Source organism: Erythrobacter sp. MTPC3 (genome assembly GCF_042854385.1).
In the GTDB taxonomy this organism is placed as follows: domain Bacteria; phylum Pseudomonadota; class Alphaproteobacteria; order Sphingomonadales; family Sphingomonadaceae; genus Erythrobacter.
Window position 1 is genome coordinate 156,463 of record NZ_BTGP01000008.1, and the last position, 20,351, is coordinate 176,813.

Here is a 20,351-nt window from a genome sequence, read left to right on the forward strand (position 1 = left end):
TTAGAGCACCTCCGGCGCGAGCGAGATGATCTTCATGAAACCGCGGCCGCGCAGTTCGCGCACGACCGGGCCAAAGATACGCGTGCCAATTGGCTCTTCGCTCTTGTTCACGAGGACCGCTGCGTTGCTGTCAAAGCGGATCACGCTGCCATCGGGACGACGAACGTCCTTCTTGGTGCGAACGATCACGGCGCGGTGTACGTCGCCTTTTTTGACCTTTGCGCGCGGTTGGGCTTCCTTGACGGAAACCACGATCACGTCGCCAACGGAGGCAAACCGGCGCTTAGACCCGCCCAGCACTTTAATGCACTGGACGCGCTTTGCGCCGCTGTTGTCCGCGACGTCGAGATTGGATTGCATCTGGATCATTGATCCGTTCCTTCTCTTGGCTTTCCGGGACTTGCTGCTGGCCTAAGGCAAACAGCCCGCCCGGGAGTTCCTACGTCAATTAGTTACCGGCTGCCTCGACATCGAGATCAGCTTCGATTGCTTGTGTACCGCCCGATACAACCCGGTCTTTTACAGCCCAGGTCTTGGTCTTGGAGATCGGTTTGGTCTCTTCGATCCGGACGATGTCGCCAATGGTGTATTCATTGGCTTCGTCGTGCGCGTGATACTTCTTCGAACGGCGAATGATTTTCCCGTAAAGCGGGTGCTTCACCTTGCGTTCGACCAGCACGGTCACGGTCTTATCGGTTTTGTCGGAGGTGACAGTCCCGACGAGGATACGTTTCGGCATTGTCTACTCCTTACGCCTTTTCAGCGGCCGCTTTCGCGGCGCGCTCGTTTTGCAGCGTTTTGATCTGCGCGATGTTGCGGCGCACTTCGCGGATACGCGAAGGCTTTTCCAACTGGTTCGTCGCAGACTGGAAGCGCAGGTTGTACTGCTCGCGCTTAAGCTCGGTCAGCTCGTTGGTGAGCTGATCGTCGGTCTTCGTGCGAAGATCTTCGATATCGGCCATCATTCGCCTCCCAGGTGGCTGGTGTCACCCAGGCGGGCAACAACTTTGGTCTTAATCGGAAGCTTCATCGCAGCGCGCTCGAAAGCGGCAGCAGCGATTGGACCCGACACACCGTCGAGTTCAAACAGAATGCGGCCTGGCTTCACGCGGGCAGCCCAGTATTCAACCGAGCCTTTACCCTTACCCTGACGAACTTCAGCTGGCTTCTTCGAAACCGGCACGTCCGGGAATACGCGGATCCAGAGACGACCCTGACGCTTCATGTGACGCGTGATCGCGCGGCGAGCCGCTTCGATCTGGCGTGCGGTGATCCGCTCAGGTTCAAGAGCTTTCAGACCATAGGAGCCAAAGTTCAGCGTGGTGCCGCCCTTTGCTTCGCCTTTGATCCGGCCCTTGAAGGCCTTGCGGTACTTTGTTTTCTTCGGTTGCAGCATGGCTTTTTCCTAATCCTGCAATCAGCGAGCCGGACGAACGCCGGAGGTCTGCGATTCCATCATCAGACGATCCTGTGCGGTCGGATCATGAGCGAGGATCTCGCCCTTGAAGACCCATACTTTGATCCCGATGATGCCATACGCAGTCAACGCTTCGGTTTCGGCATAATCAATATTGGCGCGCAGTGTGTGAAGCGGCACGCGGCCCTCACGATACTGCTCGACACGGGCGATTTCGGCGCCGCCAAGACGGCCACCGCATACAATCTTGATGCCTTCTGCACCAAGACGCATGGCCGACTGCATGGCGCGCTTCATTGCGCGGCGGAAAGCCACGCGGCGAACCAGCTGGTCAGCGATACCCTGAGCGACAAGCTTCGCGTCGATTTCCGGCTTGCGGATTTCGACGATGTTCAGCTTGACTTCGCTGTCGGTCATCGTCGCAAGCTTCTGGCGCAGCTTTTCAATGTCTGCACCCTTCTTGCCGATGATGACGCCGGGGCGAGCCGCATAGATCGAGATGCGGCAAAGTTTTGCCGGACGCTCAATCACAACCTTAGAGATCGCTGCCTGTGTCAGGTTCTCGACGATGTACTTGCGGATCTTGATGTCTTCGCTGAGCAGCGAGGCATAGTTACGCCCTTCGGCGTACCAGCGGCTGTCCCAGGTACGGTTGATCTGCAGGCGCAGACCGATCGGATTGCTCTTCTGGCCCATCTTACGCCTCTTCCTCTTCCTGCTCGCGAACCACGATGCGCAGCTTGCTGAACGGCTTCAGGATACGGGTCGACTTACCACGGCCACGTGTGTGAAACCGCTTCATGGTAATCGCCTTACCGACCGAAGCCTCGGCAACGACCAGTGCGTCGACGTCGAGATCATGGTTGTTTTCCGCGTTGGCGATCGCCGATGCGAGAACCTTGCTCGCATCTCTGGCCATAGCCTTCTTGGAAAAGGAGAGGATGTTCAGAGCCTCTTCCGCTTTCTTGCCGCGAATAAGCTGGGCAACGAGGTTGAGCTTTTGTGCCGACCCGCGAATTTGCGTGCCAACAGCCAGCGCCTCATTGTCCGCTACGCGGCGTGGTGATTTTGCCTTGCTCATTAGCGCTTGCCCTTCTTGTCGGCAGCGTGACCGGGGAACGTGCGCGTAGGCGCGAATTCACCGAGCTTGTGACCGACCATTTCTTCCGAAACAGAGACGGGGATGAATTTGTGTCCGTTATAAACGTTGAAGGTCAGCCCAACGAACTGCGGCAGGATAGTAGAGCGGCGCGACCAGGTCTTGATCGGTTTGCTGTTACTGGCTTCCTGTGCGTCCTCTGCCTTTTTAAGCAGGCTGAGTTCGACAAACGGACCTTTCCATACGGAACGTGCCATGTCGGTTACCTCTTCTTCTTCGCGTGACGCGAACGGATAATCATCTTGTCCGTCTGCTTGTTCTTACGAGTGCGGGCACCCTTGGTAGGCTTGCCCCACGGGGTAACCGGATGACGGCCACCTGATGTACGGCCTTCACCACCACCATGCGGGTGATCGACCGGGTTCTTTGCAACACCGCGTGTGAGAGGGCGGCGGCCCTTCCAACGGGTGCGACCGGCCTTGCCGAAATTCTGGTTCTGGTTGTCGGGGTTCGAAACCGCGCCAACGCTGCCCATGCAATCGGCACGAAGGTAACGCTGCTCGCCCGAATTCAGACGAACGATTACCATACCGCGGTCACGGCCGACGAGCTGGACATAGGTGCCTGCGCTGCGAGCGATCTGACCGCCCTTGCCCGGCTTCATCTCCACGTTGTGACAAATGGTCCCGACCGGCATCTGGCCAAGAAGCATGGCATTGCCCGGCTTCGTATCGACCTTTTCACCGGCCACAACACTGTCACCAACAGCGAGACGCTGCGGGCAGAGGATGTAGGCCAATTCACCGTCTTCGTACTTCAGAAGCGCGATGAAAGCGGTACGGTTCGGGTCATACTCGATCCGCTCGACGGTTGCAGGAACATCCCACTTCCGACGTTTGAAGTCGATGAAGCGGTACTTCTGCTTGTGACCGCCGGCGATGCCACGCGAGGTGACATGACCTTTGTTGTTCCGGCCACCGGTTTTGCGCTTGCCCTCTGTGAGCGACTTGACCGGACCACCTTTATGGAGACCGGATTTGTCGACCAGGATGAGACCGCGGCGCGCGGGGCTCGTTGGTTTATAGTTCTTGAGTGCCATGTTCCGCCTCAGATACCGCTGGTGATGTCGATCATTTCGCCTTCGGCGAGTTTCACGACAGCCTTTTTAAAGTCCGAACGCTTGTACGGCTTACCGCGCCAGCGCTTCGTCTTGCCCTTGGTGAGAATGGTGTTCACCGAAACGACCTTCTTTTCGTAGATCGCTTCAACCGCTTCTTTGATCTGCGGCTTGGTCGCATCATTCGCCACCTTGAAAACCACCGCATTATTCTCGGAAGCGATAGTCGACTTCTCGGTAATGTGCGGAGCCAAAATCACGTCGTAGTGACGCGCATCGATGTCTTGCTTTTTAGCCATTGAAGCGCGCCTCCAGCTTTTCGACCGCGTCCTTGGTCAGGACCAGCGTATCGTGATTGAGAATGTCGTAGACGTTGGCACCTGCTGCCGGGAGCACGTTCACGCCCGGAAGGTTGCCCGCAGCCTTCTTGAAACCGTCGTCAACGCTTTCGCCGTCGATCACCAGAACCTTGCCGGCAAAACCGTGCTTGGCGAGGTGGCCTTTGAGCGTTTGCGTCTTCGCTTCTTTCAAGGTCAGGCTGTCGAGAACAACGATGCCCTCTTTTGCCTTGCTCGAAAGCGCCATTTTCAGGCCGAGAGCACGGATCTTCTTGTTCAGCGACTGCTCGAAGTCACGCTTGCGCGCGCCGTGAGCTTTACCACCACCGATAAAGATCGGAGCGCCGCGATCGCCGTGACGAGCGCCGCCCGAACCCTTTTGCGGGCCGTGCTTCTTGCCGGTACGAGCAACATCGCTGCGCTCGCGGGTTGGACGTGCAGTCGCCCGGCGGTTTTCAAGCTGCCAGGTTACAACCCGGTGCAGGATGTCAGCGCGCGGCTCTACGCCGAACACAGCATCGTTAAGCTCGATGTCGCCCGACGCCTTGCCGTCGATTTTCTGGACCTTCACCTTCATGGATCAGCCCTCCCCATTTTCATTAGAGGTGGTTTCCTCGGCTGCAGGCGCTTCCGCTGCGGGAGCTTCTGCCTCGGCCTGAGGGGCGGCGGTGTCGATGATTGCTGCCGGAAACGGCAGATCGTCGGCTGCGGAAATTTTCACAGCGTCGCGGACCATCAGCCAGCCATTCTTCGAACCAGGGACCGAACCCTTCACGAAGATAAGACCGCGGTCTGCATCGGTACGCACCACTTCGAGGTTCTGCTGGGTACGCTGGCGATCACCCATGTGACCGGCCATCTTCTTACCCTTGAACACGCGGCCCGGATCCTGACGGTTACCCGTCGAACCGTGCGAACGGTGAGAGATCGAAACACCGTGCGTTGCACGAAGACCACCAAAACCCCAACGCTTCATGGCGCCGGCAAAGCCTTTACCCTGCGTGTGGCCGGTGATGTCGACCTTTTGGCCGGCAACGAAGTGGTCTGCGCTGATCAGCGCACCAACAGGCGGAAGCCCTTCTTCGTTTTCGACACGGAATTCGGCAACGCGCTTTTTCAAGCCTACGTCAGCCTTCGCGAAATGTTCGCGCTGTGGCTTTGCCACGTTTTTCTGTTTTGCTTCGCCAGCACCAAGCTGAACGGCAAAGTAGCCATCCTGCTCTGCGGTGCGGTGGGAAACGACCTGGCAATCTTCCAGGGCGAGCACGGTTACGGGCACGTGCCGTCCGTCCTCTTGGAAGAGGCGGGTCATCCCTACCTTTTTCGCGATCACGCCAGTGCGCATCGTCTTCACTCCTACACAGAGGCACAAAGGGACCATCCCCAAGTGCTTGCCAGCCCAAATTGTGATGCTTCGCCCCGTCCGGGCTGAGTGCCGCCCTGCACCGTTTGTGCAGCTTGGCTAGACGGGGGACGCAGCCCGGTTAAAACCGGCGGTATCCCAATGTCTTGCCGATACACCCTCATCGTGAGGGAAGATCAGCGGGGCCGTTGGAGCCCCAAAATCTCTGGCCGGTTTAAGGTCCATCCAGAAGGACCGATCGGATCACAGCTTACGCGAGCTTGATCTCGACGTTGACGCCAGCAGCCAGATCGAGCTTCATCAGCGCATCGACGGTCTGGGCGTTGGGCTGCACGATGTCGAGCAACCGCTTGTAAGTGCGTACCTCGAACTGCTCGCGCGACTTTTTGTCGATGTGCGGGCCGCGGTTCACGGTGAACTTTTCGATACGCGTCGGCATGGGAATGGGGCCACGAATAAGAGCACCCGTACGACGTGCTGTGTCTGCAATCTCGCCAGTTGCCTGGTCGAGAACGCGGTGGTCGAACGCCTTAAGGCGAATACGGATATTCTGTGCTTCCATTACCTATACCGATGCGAAAGAGCCAAGGAACGCCCCCAACCGAAGAAGGGGCCCGCTCCCAAAAATAAAAGGCCCGCCCTGTTTACCCGGTTACCCGGAACGGGAGGCCCCATGAATTTCGTTGCAACTGAGACGAATCTCGGTTGGCTTGAGCGCGCCTATACGTAAGCAGCGGGATTCTGGCAACCCCGAAAGCCACGAAATCTGCGCACTATGCGTGAGCTGCCCTGCCCGTCTTCGGAAAAACACAGCTTACATAAATTGGGGGCCGGCTCCCTTGTGAGAACCGGCCCCCTAATTTGCATGCCCCCAAAGGGAGCAACCAACTTACTTGGTGATCGTTGCGACCACGCCCGAACCAACGGTACGGCCGCCTTCGCGGATAGCGAAACGCAGACCCTCGTCCATGGCGATCGGTGCGATCAGCTTGACGTTGATGGTCACGTTGTCGCCCGGCATCACCATTTCGGTGCCTTCGGGAAGGATCACTTCGCCGGTCACGTCAGTCGTACGGAAGTAGAACTGAGGACGGTAGTTGGCGAAGAATGGCGTGTGACGGCCGCCCTCGTCCTTGGACAGGACGTAGACTTCTGCGCTGAACTCGGTGTGCGGGTTAACCGAACCGGGCTTCGCGAGGACCTGGCCACGTTCGACATCTTCACGGCCAACGCCGCGGATCAGGGCACCGATGTTGTCACCAGCTTCGCCGCGATCAAGCAGCTTACGGAACATTTCAACGCCGGTAACGGTCGTCTTGGTGGTGTCCTTGATACCCACGATTTCGCATTCGTCGCCAACGTTCACGACGCCGGTCTCGACACGGCCGGTAACAACCGTACCGCGGCCCGAGATCGAGAACACGTCTTCGATCGGCATCAGGAAGTCCTTGTCGACCGGACGATCCGGCTGCGGGATGTGCTCATCAACAGCCTTCATCAGTTCAATGATGGAGTTCTTGCCGATTTCGTCATCGCGACCTTCGAGAGCGGCCAGAGCCGAACCCTTTACGATGGCGATGTTGTCGCCATCAAAGTCGTACGAGCTGAGCAGTTCACGAACTTCGAGTTCAACGAGTTCGAGGATTTCCTCGTCATCGACCTGATCGACCTTGTTCATGTAAACGACAAGAGCCGGAACACCGACCTGACGGGCAAGCAGGATGTGCTCGCGGGTCTGCGGCATGGGGCCGTCAGCAGCGTTCACAACCAGGATAGCGCCGTCCATCTGCGCAGCACCGGTGATCATGTTCTTAACATAGTCGGCGTGGCCCGGGCAGTCGACGTGTGCGTAGTGACGTGCTTCGGTTTCGTATTCGACGTGTGCGGTCGAAATGGTGATCCCGCGCTCACGCTCCTCTGGAGCCTTGTCGATGTTTGCGAAATCAACAGCTGCACCGCCGTAAACTTCGGCCATGACCTTTGTGATCGCTGCAGTCAGCGTGGTCTTGCCATGGTCAACGTGACCGATGGTGCCGATGTTGCAGTGCGGCTTGTTCCGCTCAAATTTTTCCTTCGCCATTTTTCAAATAACCTCGTTTTGAATTGAATATTTCTGCGGGAGAAAGGCGGCGCCCGCTGAATAAGGCGCCGCCCCTAAACTGACTTGCCTGCTTAGGCAAGCTTCTCCTTAACCTCGAGAGCAACACTCGCAGGCACTTCATCGTAGTGCGAGAACTGCATGGAGTATTGTGCACGGCCCTGACTGAACGAGCGGAGCTCATTCACGTAACCAAACATGTTTGCGAGCGGAACCATTGCTTCAACAGCTTGGGCGTTGCCTCGGCTGTCCGTACCCTGAATCTGACCGCGGCGGCTGTTGAGATCGCCGATAACGTCGCCCAGATAATCTTCCGGGGTTACCACTTCAACCTTCATAACAGGCTCAAGCAGCTTGATACCGCCGCGCTCGGCCGCTTCGCGCATCGCACCTTTACCACAGATTTCGAACGCCACTGTCGACGAATCGACATCGTGGAATGCACCGTCTGTCAGGTGGATGGTGAAATCGATGATCGGGAAGCCGATGAGATAGCCACTTTCGGCTTGCTCACGGATGCCCTTTTCAAGCGATGGGATATATTCCTTGGGAATATTACCGCCCTTGATGCTGTCTTCGAAGACAATACCCTGGCCGCGCTCACCCGGAGTAAACGTCGCTTTGGCGCGGGCAAACTGGCCCGTACCACCCGACTGTTTCTTGTGGGTGTAATCAACCGCGATTTCACGGCCGAGCGATTCGCGGTAAGCCACCTGCGGCGCACCAACATTCGCTTCAACCTTGAACTCACGTTTCATCCGGTCGACCAGAATGTCGAGGTGAAGTTCGCCCATGCCTTTAATGATCGTCTGACCGCTTTCGTGGTCAGTTGTCACGCGGAAGCTCGGATCTTCGGCTGCAAGACGATTGAGCGCAACGCCCATCTTTTCCTGGTCAGCTTTAGTCTTCGGCTCAACCGAAAGCTCGATCACGGGATCCGGGAATTCCATCCGTTCAAGAACGATCGGATTGGCTGGATCACAAAGCGTATCACCGGTGGTGGTCGCCTTCATGCCTGCCAATGCAACAATATCGCCGGCCCATGCTTCTTCGATGTCCTTACGATCATTCGAGTGCATTTCGAGGATACGGCCGATCTTTTCCTTCTTGCCCTTTACCGAGTTGAGCACAGTGCCCTTGGTAAGGTGGCCGGAATAGACACGTGTAAAGGTGAGCGAGCCGACGAACGGATCGTTCATGACTTTAAACGCAAGCGCCGCAAATGGCACATCATCGGATGATGCGCGCGAATCTTCCTCGTCGGAATCTGGCAGAACGCCTTTAATCGCCTCCACGTCGAGCGGGCTCGGCATGTAATCGACAACCGCGTCGAGCAAAGGCTGAACGCCCTTGTTTTTAAATGCGGAGCCGCACAGCACGGGAACGAAGCTCTGGTTGAGCGTACCCTTGCGGATCAAGCCTTTCAACGTGACAGTGTCTGGCTCGTTACCTTCAAGGTATGCCTCCATCACATCGTCATCCTGCTCAACGGCAAGTTCGATGAGCTTTTCACGATACTCGGCCGCTTCGTCGACCATGTCGGCAGGGATATCGCCGTAGACGTACTCGGCGCCCAGATCTTCATTCTTCCAGCTGATCGAACGCTGATTGACCAAGTCAACAAGACCCGACAGGCTGCCCTCAATGCCGATTGGCAAATACAGGACGGCAGGTGTCGCGCCGAGACGCTCGATGATCGAGTTCACACAGTACTTGAAGTCTGCGCCGGTACGATCGAGCTTGTTGATGAAGCACATCCTTGGGACTTTGTACTTATCAGCCTGGCGCCAAACGGTTTCGGACTGAGGCTCGACCCCGGCCACACCGTCGAAACAGGCAACCGCGCCATCAAGTACGCGCAGCGAACGCTCGACTTCGATCGTGAAGTCAACGTGGCCCGGCGTATCGATGATGTTGATGCGGTGCTCCGGTGTCTGGCGAAGCGCTTTTGGATCGCCCTTTGGATCCATTGTCGGATCTTCGGGGTTCCAGAAACACGTCGTCGCAGCGGACGTGATCGTGATGCCGCGCTCCTGCTCCTGCTCCATCCAGTCCATCGTCGCAGCGCCATCATGCACTTCGCCGATCTTGTAGGATTTACCGGTGTAGTAGAGGATACGTTCGGTAGTTGTGGTCTTCCCGGCATCGATGTGAGCCATGATGCCGATGTTGCGATAACGCTCCAGCGGATACTCGCGGGCCATATTCGTTTCCTTAACGTCTGAAGGGGACCGCCCTTAGCGGTTCGGCCCCCATATAGGGACGATTGTGACGGCAGGAAGACGCATCCCCCATGCCGTCCACAATTCTTACCAGCGGTAGTGAGAGAACGCGCGGTTCGCATCCGCCATGCGGTGCGTGTCTTCGCGTTTCTTCACAGCGTTGCCGCGATTGTTGGCCGCATCCATCAGCTCACCCGAAAGGCGCGCCGACATGGTGGTTTCAGGGCGACCGCGAGCGGCACCGATCAACCAGCGGATGGCAAGAGCCTGGGCACGCTCTGGGCGAACCTCGACCGGCACCTGGTACGTTGCACCGCCAACCCGGCGGCTGCGCACTTCGACCTGCGGGGCAACATTGCTCAGCGCGTCATGGAACAGCTGGACCGGATCGGCTTTCGCCTTTGTCTCGACCGTTTCAAGAGCGGTGTACACGATGCCTTCTGCAACGGCTTTCTTACCGTCGAGCATCAGGTTGTTCATGAACTTCGAAAGTACCTGATCACCAAACTTGGGATCGGGAAGGATAACCCGCTTTTCGGGCCTACGACGACGTGACATAATTCTTAACTCCTTCGGAGGCGGTGTGCGCATCCGCGCCCACCTTGCTGCTCCGGCCCGCTCCCCCACCCGGCCACCCAAATTCTACCTTCGCAGGGGTAGCCGGGTGGGGGAACGGTCCAGATCAGCGCCTAAACCTTACTTCGGACGCTTGGCGCCGTACTTCGAGCGGGACTGCTTGCGGTCCTTGACACCCTGCGTATCGAGCACGCCGCGAAGGACGTGGTAACGAACACCGGGAAGATCGCGAACACGGCCGCCGCGGATGAGCACAACGGAGTGCTCCTGCAGGTTGTGGCCTTCGCCCGGGATGTAGGAGATAACTTCGCGGCTGTTCGTCAGGCGCACCTTGGCAACCTTACGCAGCGCGGAGTTCGGCTTTTTAGGCGTCGTGGTATAGACGCGGGTGCAAACGCCGCGTTTCTGCGGGTTCGCTTCCATAGCAGGGACCTTGGACTTGGCCTTCTGCGGAGTGCGGCCCTTGCGGACCAGCTGGTTGATCGTCGGCATATGAGTCTTTCTCTTCACCGTTGTTATCGACCCTTCCGGGCGGGAATTCGGAGAAGGCCAGAGGCCAAACCGGTTCCCACTTTCCCTGAAGGGATCGAAATGAAGGTGACAACTGAGGGCTGATGTGTGTGAAACGAAGCTTGGAAAAACCGCCCTCGCCTGCCCCGCATAAATGCAGAGGCGCGTAAGGCCGCCTGACCAAGCTGAAACGCTCCACCCATATCGGCCCTTCGGCCACCGGGTTACTTTGACGGATGCCCCACTAAGCGTTCCCCGTTAGAGGATCGCCCCAATAGAAAAGGCCTTACTCGTATGAGCAAGATCTGCGGGACAGGACCGGCAATGTTCAGCTCTATTGTCCGAAGGGACTCGTAAGAGTGCCTTCGGATGGGCGCAAATAGGGGAGTGTTGGGTTTTGGTCAAGGGTGGTGGGGGAACGGGAACTCAAAGCTCGAGTTTCGCGCTAACGGGCTTTCCATATTCGATGCCCTGAACTCTGGGATCATTGGCTTTTAGCTTCGTCGCCAAATATGTTCCATCTTTACGCATACCAGTAAAGACGATTTCGTCTTCAGCAACATATCCCAGATCAACTTCACCATCCGGTAGAAAAGCGAACATACGGCGTGCGATTGAAACGACCAATTGCTGGTCGTGTTTGAAAGCTTCGCGCGCCCAAGACATCAGGTCCGAATAGTACGGCTCAATTCGCCAGACGTTTGGCGTATCCGGATCCACGTGCACCGCCATTCGGCTTTCATCTTCCATCACTATAACCATTTTGCATTTCGAAGGACGCCAATGATCTCCGGCAATTGGCCAGCGCAGGTACCCGCACTCAAATACAGCACAGGATGGCGGCCTGCTGTCGTAGATTCCACATCCTTTTCGTTTGATAACGTGTTGGCACCAGATGCCAGCAGGTTTCTTCAATTCTGAGATAGCCATTAGCTTGCAGCACATACTGCATTCGCCACATTCCCGTCCGCCGAATGTAGAGAAATTTTCCAAGTCCATGATTAACCTCAAAGTATTATCGCGTTTTTCGCTATGCGAGATTGGCAGACGGCGCCAAGTCGAATAATCAACTAGGACGACAATAGTTCATCTGAGCGAGAACGCATCCCGGAAGTCCACAATTGCAGACACCCCGTAAACATCATTTTATCCCACAGTTTTGGACGAAAAATTGGGCAGGCAATGATGGCATGGCTCAAAGATATACAAGTCCGTTCCCCGGAGTTATCGCATCACATCGAAAACACCCCGCAGCGATTGGTTGGGAGGAACGATTATATGACTTCCCCGCGATGGATAAGAAAACTCTGGACTTCGAAACACTGCTATTCAAACGTATTGATCAACACGCCTCTGATTTATTTACAAAGCTGAAAAATTCGCCAAACCCGATACTTTCAAAAAGAGAGACGGAAACCCTCGCCGTATTTCTACTTACACTAATGCATCGAAGTCCCGCAGGCATCGCGGCAATGCGACAACTTTCGAAGATGCTTTTTGAGGAAGTTCGCGCTGAAATCCGCGACACCTACAACACCACTCGAAGCGAAATCGAACCGTTGACCGTCGAAGACTATGAAGCCCAACAAGGGCCCGATGCCTATCTCGACCATTTCAGCAATATTTTCAGAAGCGTAGTTTTCAGCGAGAAAATCGCCGCATTTCTAGCGAATTTGCATTGGAAACGGGTAAAATTGGAAGCGCCTGACCGAAGACTTCTGCTATCGGATGACCCTTTAATTCGAACCAATGGACTGGCCGGACCAGAAGGCCATGTCGCATTCCCTCTTTCACCAAAGTTCGCAATAATCGGATGCAATCAGTCACAATATTTTGATAAGATTTTCTCCCAAAGTCCTCGAATACTGATCGGGAAGTTCAATGAGCAAACTGTCCAATCTGCTCGACATTTTGTTGTTGGGGTAGACGAGCAACAAGACCGCTTTGTTCGGAATAGGTTTGGTAAGTCACAAAGACCCACATTATCCGAACAGTCGTTAAATGACCGGACAAACGGCAATTCCTTTTGATGTGATTTTCCTACTCGCGCCCACTCTCCAAATGTGCCTACCGCAGAGGCATGCGCCGGTCGCTGCCAGTTGTGGTGTCAACTGCAAGCGTCAGAGAACGCCGCCGCGAGTTTTTTGTCTTCCGCAAGCGCATCCGCGCTCGCGATGTCCTCGCGCCTTCGGCGCTGCGGGCGGCCGGTCGGCCTTGCGGCGCTACGCGCCGTGCTGCGCCACCGGGGCCCAATACTTGAGCCACGACTCTTGAGACTTTTGTTTCGCCCTCAAACGCCCAACCCGCTGGCTCGCGCTCTACTCGCACTATTCCAAGCCGCCATTAAATCGCCATTGGCACTGGCAAGGTCGTACTCCGCGATCCAATCAGTGGGTCTCGAAATCATTATAAGGCGTTCGCAAGGCAATAGCACAGTACGCTTCTAGCAAAGCTTGGCGAGGCTGGTCCTCTTCGGCGACGTACCTGAAATTCATCGTACGAATTCTCTTTTTTGCTGTGTTGAAAGACACTTGAAAATCCTCCGAAGCGGCCAACACAGCACGACCGCTTCCTGGCAGATAAGAAGGTGGGCCAATACCGAGATCTTCGCGCGCAAGCTTATACGCGAACGAGGCCTGGTTCTGACGTGATCCCGGACAACAGTGCAAAAAATATCGTTCTCTTAAGCGATTGGATCGCCCCACATAAAGAGATCGATCACCATCTGAGAACAGATATACCCCGCACTTCGGCATATCGAGCGGAAGCTCTCCAAATTTCATTGGGTCACATGCCATCAATCGAGAGAGCTTGTCCTCGAAGTTAGAAATCACATCCAAAAATCGTTTGTTCATAAGGCCTCCCAGAGCGCGTCTGCATAAATAAAGATGACGCCATAATTTTCCTACTCGCCAAAAACCTGCATACACCCCGCGAGTAATGACCAAGCTCACCCCCACCCGCGCCACTCCCCGCCAAGCCACCTCCGCGGTCGCCTACACGGCCGAGCCGCCCTCGCCGTCCGATCCGCTGCTCGACTTTGCGCCGGTCCCTCACACCGCGCCTCGGCGCAACTCCATCACCCCCGGTCTCCAGCGCGAATTTATCGCGCATCTCGCCGCCACCGGCATTGTCACCGCCGCTGCTCGGCATATCGGCAAGAGCATGGAGGCTCTCTACAAACTGCGTGCACGGCCCGGTGCCGAGGGGTTTCGCAGTGCGTGGGATGCGGCCATTGACCGGGGTGTTTCGCGGCTGGAGGCGAGCGCCCTCACCCGCGCTATCGAGGGCGAGGAGCGCATGGTCGTCTCCTCCGGCAAGGTGCTCGGCACCGAAACCCGGCATAATGAGGCGCTGGTGATGTTCTTCCTGCGCGGCCGCCTTCCCCATCGGTACGGCAACGGCGATCTCATCCCCGGCCATCCTGCCTACGAGGCGCTCAAGAAACAGCTGCACGCCGAGTGGAAAGCCGAGCAATATGAAGAGCGCAACAGCGAGGAAAACCGTGCGGCGAACCTGCAATTCCTGACCGACCTGCGCGAACGCTGGCGGCGCGAGTGGGAGGCGGAGCAGGCGGGGAAAGAGGCAGCGGCGCGCGTGCTGGGCGCTTAGGCCGCGTATTCGCGTTTGAGCAGGCCATAAACATACGCGTCGCACAGGCCGATATGGGTGGTTTCGTGCTCGCGAAAATGCGCCTCCCGCGTGAAGCCGAGCCGTTCTAACAGGCGCACGGATGCGGCGTTGCGCGGGTCAACCTCGGCCGTGATCTTGCGCGCCCCGCCCTCTGGCACCGGCAGCGCAAACAGGTGCGCGATCAGCGCGGCGGCGCATTCCTTTGCCGCGCCCTCGCCCTGCCGGTGCGCGCAGACGATATACCCGATCTCAATCACGCCATCCTCATGCGCCGGAACCGCGACGAAACGGCCTGCAATCCCGCCCGCATCCTCGGCAATCCCCCTGTCTTGCGCAATCCACGTGCGTCCCGGCCAGTCGGCATCCGCGAGCCAGTCCCACAGCTCCGCCTCGCTACCGAACGCCTCACGTGTGAGATACCGGCACTGCTCCGGGTCCGACAGGGTGGGAAACAGCGCGCCAGCATCCTCACGCCTAAGCGGACGCAAGGTGAAACGCTTGGTCGTGAGAGTGGCAACAGGGATCATGCGAAGAGTGATACGCGGGGCCAATGCCGCACGCAAACACAGCTATTCGGTTAGGAAAGCGACGATACTCTTCACCTTTTTGCTGCGCCATTGCGGCGTCGGCGCGACGAGCCAGTATGCGCGGCGGCTTTCCTGCGGATCGCCCTCCGCCACCAGCGCGCCGCTTTCCAGCGCGCCTGCGACCAGCGGCTGCGGCAGGACCGTGCGGCCCATCCCGGCGAGCGCGCTGGACAGCGCCTGCCCCGCGCTGCCCGCTTTGATGCACGGCTTCACGCCATCAGGCAAAGCCGCGCCGGGCCAGTCAATCCACGCATCGCGGTGCTGCGGCGCGGCGACGGTGATCCGCTCTGCCGGGGCCAGCTGTACGCCTTCAAGGTCGCCGGGTCCGTCGGTGAGGCGGATGGCAAGGTCGAGGTTCGCCTCGGTAAAATCGGCGTTCTCGTTCGCGACAAAGCTATACAGGATGCCCGGCGTATCGGCCTGAAACACCGCAAGGCGCGGGGCGAGCCATTCGGCGTAGAATTCGCGCGGTGCAGCAATGGTATACCGGTCGGAGGACTGACCCGCCTGCATCGCCTGCACACTTTCTTCAAACCGCAGGAACCCCTCGCGCAGCGGATCAAGCCCCGCTTCGCCCTCCGGCGTCAGCTCCAGCCCCTTGCTCGTGCGGCGGAACAGGACCACGCCAAGGTGATCCTCCAGCGCGCGGATCTGCTGACCCACCGCTGCGGGTGTCACGGCAAGCTCATCTGCCGCGCGGGTGAAGGACAGGTGCCGCGCCGCCGCGTCATAAACGCGCAGGGCGTTAAGGGGGAGGTGGGTGCGTTTCATGCACAGGAAGCTTTAGCGCGCAACGCGGCTATCGCAAGTCGGCCCTCGCCAGAACTCGCAGCTTACCGGCCGCCTTCGGCGGTTTCGGGCGCGGCAAGCGGGAAGAAGGGGATGCGCACTTCCAATGGCGACCCGTCGGCTTTCAGGAAGGTGTAGAACCCCTCCATCGATCCGTGCGCGGTGGTCAGCGGGCATCCGCTCACATAATCGTGGCTTTCACCGGGTTGCAGCATCGGCTGTTCGCCCACCACACCTTCGCCATCGACATGGTTGACCATGCCGCGCGCGTCGGTGATGCGCCAGTGCCGGGTCTGAAGCTGGATCGGTTCGTGCGATCCGTTTTCAATGCGGATATGATACACCCAGAACCACTTGCCCGCATCGGGATGCGATTGCTCCGGCAGGAAATTGACAGCAACCCGAACGGTGACCCCGTTGGTGACGGCAGCGTGTTGGAACAGCTCTTTCATACGATTCTCAAGGTAACAATTCTTCGGACAGTCACAAGAGCACCAGCCCGGTTAATCCACCCTGTATTCGATCATTTCACCGCATTTCGGTGCAGATCGCGCATATTTTTGGGGTTGTGCGAATGACGCGCCAGCTGCGGAAACGCGCGAACAGCCTAGAAAATCCTCATCTTCTCAGTATTTTATCGCGAGCCAGTCAGATCAGGTGCCGCGTTTGCTGTGACCAAAAAGCCGGCCCCTAATCGCAACCTGTTTTTCCTATGAACTTTTTTTCGGGCAGGCCAGGCCATCCTAGATCGCCCTTTTCGGCCCAAGCCCCGGCGTCAACCTTTGATCAGCTCTTCTTCGATCTGGTCGAGGCGTTCTTTACCGAAATACATTTCGTAATTTGCACTATTGCCGCCGGTTTTTCCGACAAACATGGTGGGAATGCCGAATGCTCTGCGATCGACCACGCTGTCGGTCATGGCGACGAGGCCTTGTTTTACCTCGTCGGTTTGCGCGCGTGCGAACAGGTCGTCTGCGTCAAAGCCTGCGTTCGCGATTTCCTTGCTCAGCGCGTCGGGGTCGGAAATATCGACGCCCCGCTCCCAGATGGCAGGCAGCATCATCTCCGCAAACTGAACGCCGCGCCCGTCCTGATCGGCGGCGAACAGCATCCGCTGAAGCAGGATCGAATTGAACGGGAATTGCGGGTGCATCTTGTATTTGCCAAGGTCGTGTTTGGCGATGAAGCGGTTCATTTCCAGCATCGAATAAGCAACCTTGCCCTTCACATCCTTGTCCCGAATCATCGGCGGGGCATTGCCGGTCAGCCGGTGCATCCCGGCCAGGAACACCGGCACCACGTCAAGCTCTGCGCCCGTGCGGCGGATCAGGTCGCGCAAAGGCCACCAGACGAGGTATGCGTTGGGACTTACGAAGTCGAAAACCAGCTCGACGCGGTTGGCCATGATTGCTCTCCCTTTGCGCGGACGCTTTTACAGCGTGTGGCTTGCATGACCCGCCGGCCTTGGCAAGCCCTCACCGCGCGAAAAGGATCAGTGCGGCGCGAGGCCGATTTCGAGACCGGTGCGATCTTCCAGCGCGAATTTGTCGAACAGATCGGCGCTAGCCGCGTTCAGGCCCACGATGCGCGTATGACGTCCGTTGCGGCGCATCCGCTCGACTGCTTTTTCCAGCGCGCCGATGGCCGAAATGTCCCAGAAATGCGCTTTCGATACGTCGATCACCACGTGGTGCGCCGCGTCCTCATACTGGCTTTCCGGGCCGAGCGCGTTCTGGAATTTGTCGACGCTGGCAAAGAAAATCTCGCCGGTTACGACATAAACGGAGCTGTTCGGGCGGCGGACACGCTCCACGCTGAACAGGTTGCGCACCTTGTTCGCAAAGAAGATGCCCGACAGCAGCACGCCGACCAGCACACCAAGCGCCAGATCGTGGGTCCAGACAACGACGATTACAGTCGCGATCATCACCATCGAACTGGTTGGTGGATGGCGGCGCAGATTGGGGATCGAATTCCAGCTGAACGTGCCGATCGAGACCATGATCATCACCGCGACAAGCGCGGGCATCGGCACTTGCCCAACATATGGGCCAAGCACGGTGAGCAGGAACAGCAGAAACGCGCCGGCGGTGAATGTCGAAAGCCGTCCGCGTCCGCCCGATGCGACATTGATGACCGACTGGCCGATCATCGCACAGCCGCCCATGCCGCCAAAGAAGGCCGCTGCGATGTTGGCGATGCCCTGACCGCCGCTTTCGCGTTGCTTGTTGCTTTCAGTGTGGGTCATGTCGTCCACGATCTGCGCGGTCAGCAGGCTTTCCAGCAAGCCCACAGCCGCCATCGTCAGCGAATAGGGCGCGATGATTTGCAGTGTTTCGAGCGTGAAGGGCACGTTCGGGATCGCAAAAAATGGCAGGCCGTCGGGCAGTTCACCCTCGCCCGCGACATTCTTTACTGGCAGGCCCCAATACATCGCCGCAGCGGTCAACAGGACAATCGCGACCAGCGGGCTTGGCACCGCTTTGGTAACGCGCGGCAGCAGATAGATCACGCCAAGGCCAACCGCGACCATGACGTAAGTGTAAAGGTTCACCCCGTCGACGCGCGGATCAAGCTGGGGGATTTGCGCCATGAAAATCAGGATCGCGAGCGCGTTGACGAAGCCGGTGATGACGCTGCGACTGACAAACTGCATCAGCAGATCGAGCCGCAGGAGCGCTGCGATGCCCTGGAAAATGCCCATCAGGATCGTCGCGGCAAACAGGTATTCGACCCCGTAATCGCGCACCAGCGGGATGACGACCACCGCCACCGCAGCCGTCGCGGCAGAGATCATGCCCGGACGCCCGCCTGTCAAAGCAATGACCATCGCAATGACGACCGAGGCATAGAGACCCACGCTTGGATCGACCCCGGCGATAAGGGCAAAACCGATAGCCTCCGGAATCAGCGCAAGCGCGACCACGATGCCTGCAAGAATATCTGCCTTTGGCTGGCCCAGCCAATCACGCCGCAGCGTGGCCGCAAAGGAGCGGTCAGTCTTCATAATCATAATTCCAGAATTCACCCGACAGGCCATATTGCACCAGGCGGGATATAAGCAGGACGCGCCCTGCAACAGAGCTTGGCGCTTTATAGGTCAATGCTGCATTGCACAACCCGCAGGCCATGAGCGGCCAAAATCACGGTTAAAAGGGCGTTACCCGCGATTGAACGCGTTCCGTTAGGAAGACTGCGCGATACCCTGCATTGTCCACGAACGCAGAGTGTTTTCCGCGCGTTCGGTATTTCGACGAGGGTGGCCCCTCAATAGTCGTTCCAAACGGCCCCAAGAGAATAACGCACAGGGCGGGGTCAATGTGCATGAAGCCGGGTTCGTCCTCATACGGGGTGACCCGGCTTTTTGCGTTTAAAGCCCTGCTGCGGACAAGGACCGGTCCATATCTTCGGTCAGATCGGCGATATCTTCCAGCCCGACATTGATGCGCAGCAGCCCCTCGGTCACGCCCATCGCCTCGCGCGCGCCCTCGCCCATATTGGCGTGGGTCGTGCTGGCCGGATGGCACATCAGGCTGCGCGTATCGCCGATATTGTTGGAGATATCGATCAGTTCCATCGCGTCGAGGATCGCAAAAGCACGCGCGCGGGTTTTTACATCGAATGCAAAGATCGGCCCGGTGGCTTCCATCTGTTTGATCGCGATGTGATGCGCGGGATGGCTCGGCAGGCCCGGATGGCGCATTTCGCCGCCCGCTTTCACGATCCGCGGCTCCAGAAATTCGCCCAAAGTCACCGCGCTCCGGCTTTGTTCGTGCGCGCGCAGGCGGAGCGTTTCCAGCCCCTTGTGCACGACCCAGGCGTTGAAAGGGGAGATCGTCGGACCGGTGTTGCGCTGGAATGGCATGAGCGTTTCGGTGATCCATTCCTCGCTGCCGCAAATCGCCCCGGCCAGCACCCTGCCCTGCCCGTCCATCAGCTTGGTCGCGCTGTAAGCGACAACATCTGCGCCGAATTCCATCGGGCGCTGCAGCACCGGAGAGGCAAACGCATTGTCGACCACGGTGGTGATCCCGTGTGCTTTCGCAAGGTCGCAAACATATTTCAGATCAACCACATCCAGCGTCGGGTTTGCCGGAGTTTCGAAAAAGAAAACCTTGGTGTTCGGCCTGATTGCCGCTTCCCACTGCGCATTGTCGGCGCTGTCGATCACGGTCGTCTCGATCCCGAAACGCGGCAGCAGATTATCGACGAGCCAGCGGCACGAACCAAATGCTGCGCGTGCGGCAACGCAGTGGTCTCCGGCGGAAAGCTGGCACAGCAAAGACGCCGTCATCGCCGCCATCCCGCTTGCCTGGGTGCGGCATGCCTCTGCCCCTTCAAGCAGTGCGATGCGCTCTTCCAGCATGGCAACGGTCGGGTTCTGGAGCCGCGAATACGTCATGCCCTGTGCATCGCCGGCAAACCGGTCTGCGACAGTTTGCGCATCGTCGTAAGTGTAGCCCGAGGTGAGGAACATCGCCTCGCTCGTCTCGCCATGTTCACTGCGCCACGTGCCGCCGCGCACAGCCTGCGTGGCGGGGCGCCATTTGCGCGTCGCGGCGCGGTCCATTCCAGTCGTCTTTTTCATGAGAACGGCGTTAG

At 58.1% G+C, this 20,351-nt stretch carries 26 protein-coding genes; 2 read left to right on the top strand and 24 right to left on the bottom strand.

The features are described 5' to 3' along the window. The 17 genes from rplN to ACGHU1_RS12355 form a co-directional block, all read right to left on the bottom strand. Positions 1 to 369 (bottom strand): 50S ribosomal protein L14, encoded by a 369-nt coding sequence (rplN, locus tag ACGHU1_RS12275; RefSeq protein ID WP_010411138.1) that lies wholly within the window; start codon positions 367 to 369, stop codon positions 1 to 3. Between the two features lie 79 nt (positions 370 to 448). Continuing rightward, complete coding sequence (gene rpsQ, locus ACGHU1_RS12280; RefSeq protein ID WP_390587303.1) at positions 449 to 739, bottom strand: 30S ribosomal protein S17; 291 nt, start codon at positions 737 to 739, stop codon at positions 449 to 451. 10 nt (positions 740 to 749) lie between these two features. Beyond that, positions 750 to 962, bottom strand: coding sequence for a 50S ribosomal protein L29 (gene rpmC, locus ACGHU1_RS12285; RefSeq protein WP_390587409.1), 213 nt, complete (start codon positions 960 to 962; stop codon positions 750 to 752). Further along, positions 962 to 1,396 (bottom strand): 50S ribosomal protein L16, encoded by a 435-nt coding sequence (rplP, locus tag ACGHU1_RS12290; RefSeq protein WP_390587304.1) that lies wholly within the window; start codon positions 1,394 to 1,396, stop codon positions 962 to 964. Before rplP ends, rpmC begins: the two co-directional genes overlap by 1 nt. 21 nt (positions 1,397 to 1,417) lie before the next feature. Then, positions 1,418 to 2,113: a 30S ribosomal protein S3 gene (rpsC, locus tag ACGHU1_RS12295; RefSeq protein ID WP_390587305.1), complete on the bottom strand. Its 696-nt coding sequence runs from the start codon at positions 2,111 to 2,113 to the stop codon at positions 1,418 to 1,420. Position 2,114: 1 nt separating this feature from the next. Further along, entirely contained in the window at positions 2,115 to 2,498 is a 384-nt protein-coding gene (gene rplV, locus ACGHU1_RS12300; RefSeq protein ID WP_390587306.1) for a 50S ribosomal protein L22, read from the bottom strand. Beyond that, the gene (rpsS, locus tag ACGHU1_RS12305; protein WP_285976867.1) at positions 2,498 to 2,773 is read right to left on the bottom strand and encodes a 30S ribosomal protein S19; all 276 of its coding nucleotides are present in this window, start codon (positions 2,771 to 2,773) and stop codon (positions 2,498 to 2,500) included. Before rpsS ends, rplV begins: the two co-directional genes overlap by 1 nt. 5 nt (positions 2,774 to 2,778) lie before the next feature. Beyond that, positions 2,779 to 3,615 carry a 50S ribosomal protein L2 gene (rplB, locus tag ACGHU1_RS12310; RefSeq protein WP_390587307.1) on the bottom strand — a complete coding sequence of 279 codons (837 nt, stop codon included), beginning with the start codon at positions 3,613 to 3,615 and terminating at the stop codon, positions 2,779 to 2,781. 8 nt (positions 3,616 to 3,623) lie between these two features. Then, a complete protein-coding gene (locus ACGHU1_RS12315) occupies positions 3,624 to 3,932 on the bottom strand; it encodes a 50S ribosomal protein L23 (RefSeq protein ID WP_390587308.1) in 309 nt (102 codons plus the stop codon). Continuing rightward, entirely contained in the window at positions 3,925 to 4,548 is a 624-nt protein-coding gene (gene rplD / locus ACGHU1_RS12320) for a 50S ribosomal protein L4 (protein ID WP_390587309.1), read from the bottom strand. Before rplD ends, ACGHU1_RS12315 begins: the two co-directional genes overlap by 8 nt. 3 nt (positions 4,549 to 4,551) lie before the next feature. Next, a complete protein-coding gene (gene rplC / locus ACGHU1_RS12325) occupies positions 4,552 to 5,316 on the bottom strand; it encodes a 50S ribosomal protein L3 (protein ID WP_390587310.1) in 765 nt (254 codons plus the stop codon). Between the two features lie 268 nt (positions 5,317 to 5,584). Further along, positions 5,585 to 5,896, bottom strand: a complete 312-nt coding sequence (rpsJ, locus tag ACGHU1_RS12330; protein ID WP_006831877.1) for a 30S ribosomal protein S10 — start codon at positions 5,894 to 5,896, stop codon at positions 5,585 to 5,587. A 327-nt stretch (positions 5,897 to 6,223) separates the two neighbouring features. Beyond that, a complete protein-coding gene (gene tuf, locus ACGHU1_RS12335) occupies positions 6,224 to 7,414 on the bottom strand; it encodes an elongation factor Tu (protein WP_390587311.1) in 1,191 nt (396 codons plus the stop codon). 92 nt (positions 7,415 to 7,506) lie between these two features. Further along, entirely contained in the window at positions 7,507 to 9,636 is a 2,130-nt protein-coding gene (fusA, locus tag ACGHU1_RS12340) for an elongation factor G (RefSeq protein WP_390587313.1), read from the bottom strand. Between the two features lie 105 nt (positions 9,637 to 9,741). Next, complete coding sequence (rpsG, locus tag ACGHU1_RS12345) at positions 9,742 to 10,212, bottom strand: 30S ribosomal protein S7 (protein ID WP_390587314.1); 471 nt, start codon at positions 10,210 to 10,212, stop codon at positions 9,742 to 9,744. Between the two features lie 138 nt (positions 10,213 to 10,350). Then, positions 10,351 to 10,722, bottom strand: coding sequence for a 30S ribosomal protein S12 (gene rpsL, locus ACGHU1_RS12350; protein WP_374523900.1), 372 nt, complete (start codon positions 10,720 to 10,722; stop codon positions 10,351 to 10,353). A gap of 444 nt (positions 10,723 to 11,166) precedes the next feature. Continuing rightward, a complete protein-coding gene (locus ACGHU1_RS12355) occupies positions 11,167 to 11,490 on the bottom strand; it encodes a hypothetical protein (protein WP_390587315.1) in 324 nt (107 codons plus the stop codon). A 371-nt stretch (positions 11,491 to 11,861) separates the two neighbouring features. On the opposite strand from ACGHU1_RS12355, the gene ACGHU1_RS12360 reads away from it, so the two are divergent. Then, on the top strand, positions 11,862 to 12,770 hold the full coding sequence (locus tag ACGHU1_RS12360) for a DUF4238 domain-containing protein (protein WP_390587317.1): 909 nt from the start codon (positions 11,862 to 11,864) through the stop codon (positions 12,768 to 12,770). 357 nt (positions 12,771 to 13,127) lie between these two features. Here ACGHU1_RS12360 and ACGHU1_RS12365 read toward each other — a convergent pair whose 3' ends face one another. Beyond that, positions 13,128 to 13,595: a hypothetical protein gene (locus tag ACGHU1_RS12365; RefSeq protein WP_390587319.1), complete on the bottom strand. Its 468-nt coding sequence runs from the start codon at positions 13,593 to 13,595 to the stop codon at positions 13,128 to 13,130. An 85-nt stretch (positions 13,596 to 13,680) separates the two neighbouring features. Between ACGHU1_RS12365 and ACGHU1_RS12370 the strand changes: the two genes are divergently transcribed. Continuing rightward, a complete protein-coding gene (locus tag ACGHU1_RS12370; RefSeq protein WP_390587321.1) occupies positions 13,681 to 14,352 on the top strand; it encodes a hypothetical protein in 672 nt (223 codons plus the stop codon). Here ACGHU1_RS12370 and ACGHU1_RS12375 read toward each other — a convergent pair. From ACGHU1_RS12375 to ACGHU1_RS12400, 6 genes are all read right to left on the bottom strand, one after another. Continuing rightward, positions 14,349 to 14,900: a GNAT family N-acetyltransferase gene (locus ACGHU1_RS12375; RefSeq protein ID WP_390587323.1), complete on the bottom strand. Its 552-nt coding sequence runs from the start codon at positions 14,898 to 14,900 to the stop codon at positions 14,349 to 14,351. The two genes, ACGHU1_RS12370 and ACGHU1_RS12375, sit on opposite strands and share 4 nt — an antisense overlap. Before the next feature lie 42 nt (positions 14,901 to 14,942). Further along, positions 14,943 to 15,731, bottom strand: a complete 789-nt coding sequence (locus ACGHU1_RS12380; RefSeq protein WP_390587325.1) for a LysR family transcriptional regulator — start codon at positions 15,729 to 15,731, stop codon at positions 14,943 to 14,945. Positions 15,732 to 15,793: 62 nt separating this feature from the next. Beyond that, complete coding sequence (apaG, locus tag ACGHU1_RS12385) at positions 15,794 to 16,201, bottom strand: Co2+/Mg2+ efflux protein ApaG (RefSeq protein ID WP_390587327.1); 408 nt, start codon at positions 16,199 to 16,201, stop codon at positions 15,794 to 15,796. 323 nt (positions 16,202 to 16,524) lie between these two features. Further along, positions 16,525 to 17,154 (bottom strand): 2-hydroxychromene-2-carboxylate isomerase, encoded by a 630-nt coding sequence (locus tag ACGHU1_RS12390; protein ID WP_390587329.1) that lies wholly within the window; start codon positions 17,152 to 17,154, stop codon positions 16,525 to 16,527. An 87-nt stretch (positions 17,155 to 17,241) separates the two neighbouring features. Continuing rightward, positions 17,242 to 18,756, bottom strand: a complete 1,515-nt coding sequence (locus ACGHU1_RS12395; RefSeq protein WP_390587330.1) for a SulP family inorganic anion transporter — start codon at positions 18,754 to 18,756, stop codon at positions 17,242 to 17,244. Between the two features lie 363 nt (positions 18,757 to 19,119). Then, entirely contained in the window at positions 19,120 to 20,337 is a 1,218-nt protein-coding gene (locus tag ACGHU1_RS12400; protein ID WP_390587332.1) for a trans-sulfuration enzyme family protein, read from the bottom strand. Between the last annotated feature and the right edge of the window lie 14 nt (positions 20,338 to 20,351).

What these genes read in the sequence shown, in the direction of transcription:
- ACGHU1_RS12380 (WP_390587325.1), bottom strand. Translation starts at nt 15,731, where the DNA reads ATGAAACGCACCCACCTCCCCCTTAACGCCCTGCGCGTTTATGACGCG.
- rpsG (WP_390587314.1), bottom strand. Translation starts at nt 10,212, where the DNA reads ATGTCACGTCGTCGTAGGCCCGAAAAGCGGGTTATCCTTCCCGATCCC.
- tuf (WP_390587311.1), bottom strand. Translation starts at nt 7,414, where the DNA reads ATGGCGAAGGAAAAATTTGAGCGGAACAAGCCGCACTGCAACATCGGC.
- rplV (WP_390587306.1), bottom strand. Translation starts at nt 2,498, where the DNA reads ATGAGCAAGGCAAAATCACCACGCCGCGTAGCGGACAATGAGGCGCTG.
- ACGHU1_RS12355 (WP_390587315.1), bottom strand. Translation starts at nt 11,490, where the DNA reads ATGGAAGATGAAAGCCGAATGGCGGTGCACGTGGATCCGGATACGCCA.
- ACGHU1_RS12395 (WP_390587330.1), bottom strand. Translation starts at nt 18,756, where the DNA reads ATGAAGACTGACCGCTCCTTTGCGGCCACGCTGCGGCGTGATTGGCTG.
- ACGHU1_RS12315 (WP_390587308.1), bottom strand. Translation starts at nt 3,932, where the DNA reads ATGGCTAAAAAGCAAGACATCGATGCGCGTCACTACGACGTGATTTTG.
- ACGHU1_RS12375 (WP_390587323.1), bottom strand. Translation starts at nt 14,900, where the DNA reads ATGATCCCTGTTGCCACTCTCACGACCAAGCGTTTCACCTTGCGTCCG.
- rpsS (WP_285976867.1), bottom strand. Translation starts at nt 2,773, where the DNA reads ATGGCACGTTCCGTATGGAAAGGTCCGTTTGTCGAACTCAGCCTGCTT.
- ACGHU1_RS12370 (WP_390587321.1), top strand. Translation starts at nt 13,681, where the DNA reads ATGACCAAGCTCACCCCCACCCGCGCCACTCCCCGCCAAGCCACCTCC.
- ACGHU1_RS12400 (WP_390587332.1), bottom strand. Translation starts at nt 20,337, where the DNA reads ATGAAAAAGACGACTGGAATGGACCGCGCCGCGACGCGCAAATGGCGC.
- rpmC (WP_390587409.1), bottom strand. Translation starts at nt 962, where the DNA reads ATGGCCGATATCGAAGATCTTCGCACGAAGACCGACGATCAGCTCACC.
- ACGHU1_RS12365 (WP_390587319.1), bottom strand. Translation starts at nt 13,595, where the DNA reads ATGAACAAACGATTTTTGGATGTGATTTCTAACTTCGAGGACAAGCTC.
- rpsQ (WP_390587303.1), bottom strand. Translation starts at nt 739, where the DNA reads ATGCCGAAACGTATCCTCGTCGGGACTGTCACCTCCGACAAAACCGAT.
- rpsC (WP_390587305.1), bottom strand. Translation starts at nt 2,113, where the DNA reads ATGGGCCAGAAGAGCAATCCGATCGGTCTGCGCCTGCAGATCAACCGT.
- apaG (WP_390587327.1), bottom strand. Translation starts at nt 16,201, where the DNA reads ATGAAAGAGCTGTTCCAACACGCTGCCGTCACCAACGGGGTCACCGTT.
- rplB (WP_390587307.1), bottom strand. Translation starts at nt 3,615, where the DNA reads ATGGCACTCAAGAACTATAAACCAACGAGCCCCGCGCGCCGCGGTCTC.
- ACGHU1_RS12390 (WP_390587329.1), bottom strand. Translation starts at nt 17,154, where the DNA reads ATGGCCAACCGCGTCGAGCTGGTTTTCGACTTCGTAAGTCCCAACGCA.
- rplP (WP_390587304.1), bottom strand. Translation starts at nt 1,396, where the DNA reads ATGCTGCAACCGAAGAAAACAAAGTACCGCAAGGCCTTCAAGGGCCGG.
- rplD (WP_390587309.1), bottom strand. Translation starts at nt 4,548, where the DNA reads ATGAAGGTGAAGGTCCAGAAAATCGACGGCAAGGCGTCGGGCGACATC.
- rplN (WP_010411138.1), bottom strand. Translation starts at nt 369, where the DNA reads ATGATCCAGATGCAATCCAATCTCGACGTCGCGGACAACAGCGGCGCA.
- fusA (WP_390587313.1), bottom strand. Translation starts at nt 9,636, where the DNA reads ATGGCCCGCGAGTATCCGCTGGAGCGTTATCGCAACATCGGCATCATG.
- rpsJ (WP_006831877.1), bottom strand. Translation starts at nt 5,896, where the DNA reads ATGGAAGCACAGAATATCCGTATTCGCCTTAAGGCGTTCGACCACCGC.
- rpsL (WP_374523900.1), bottom strand. Translation starts at nt 10,722, where the DNA reads ATGCCGACGATCAACCAGCTGGTCCGCAAGGGCCGCACTCCGCAGAAG.
- rplC (WP_390587310.1), bottom strand. Translation starts at nt 5,316, where the DNA reads ATGCGCACTGGCGTGATCGCGAAAAAGGTAGGGATGACCCGCCTCTTC.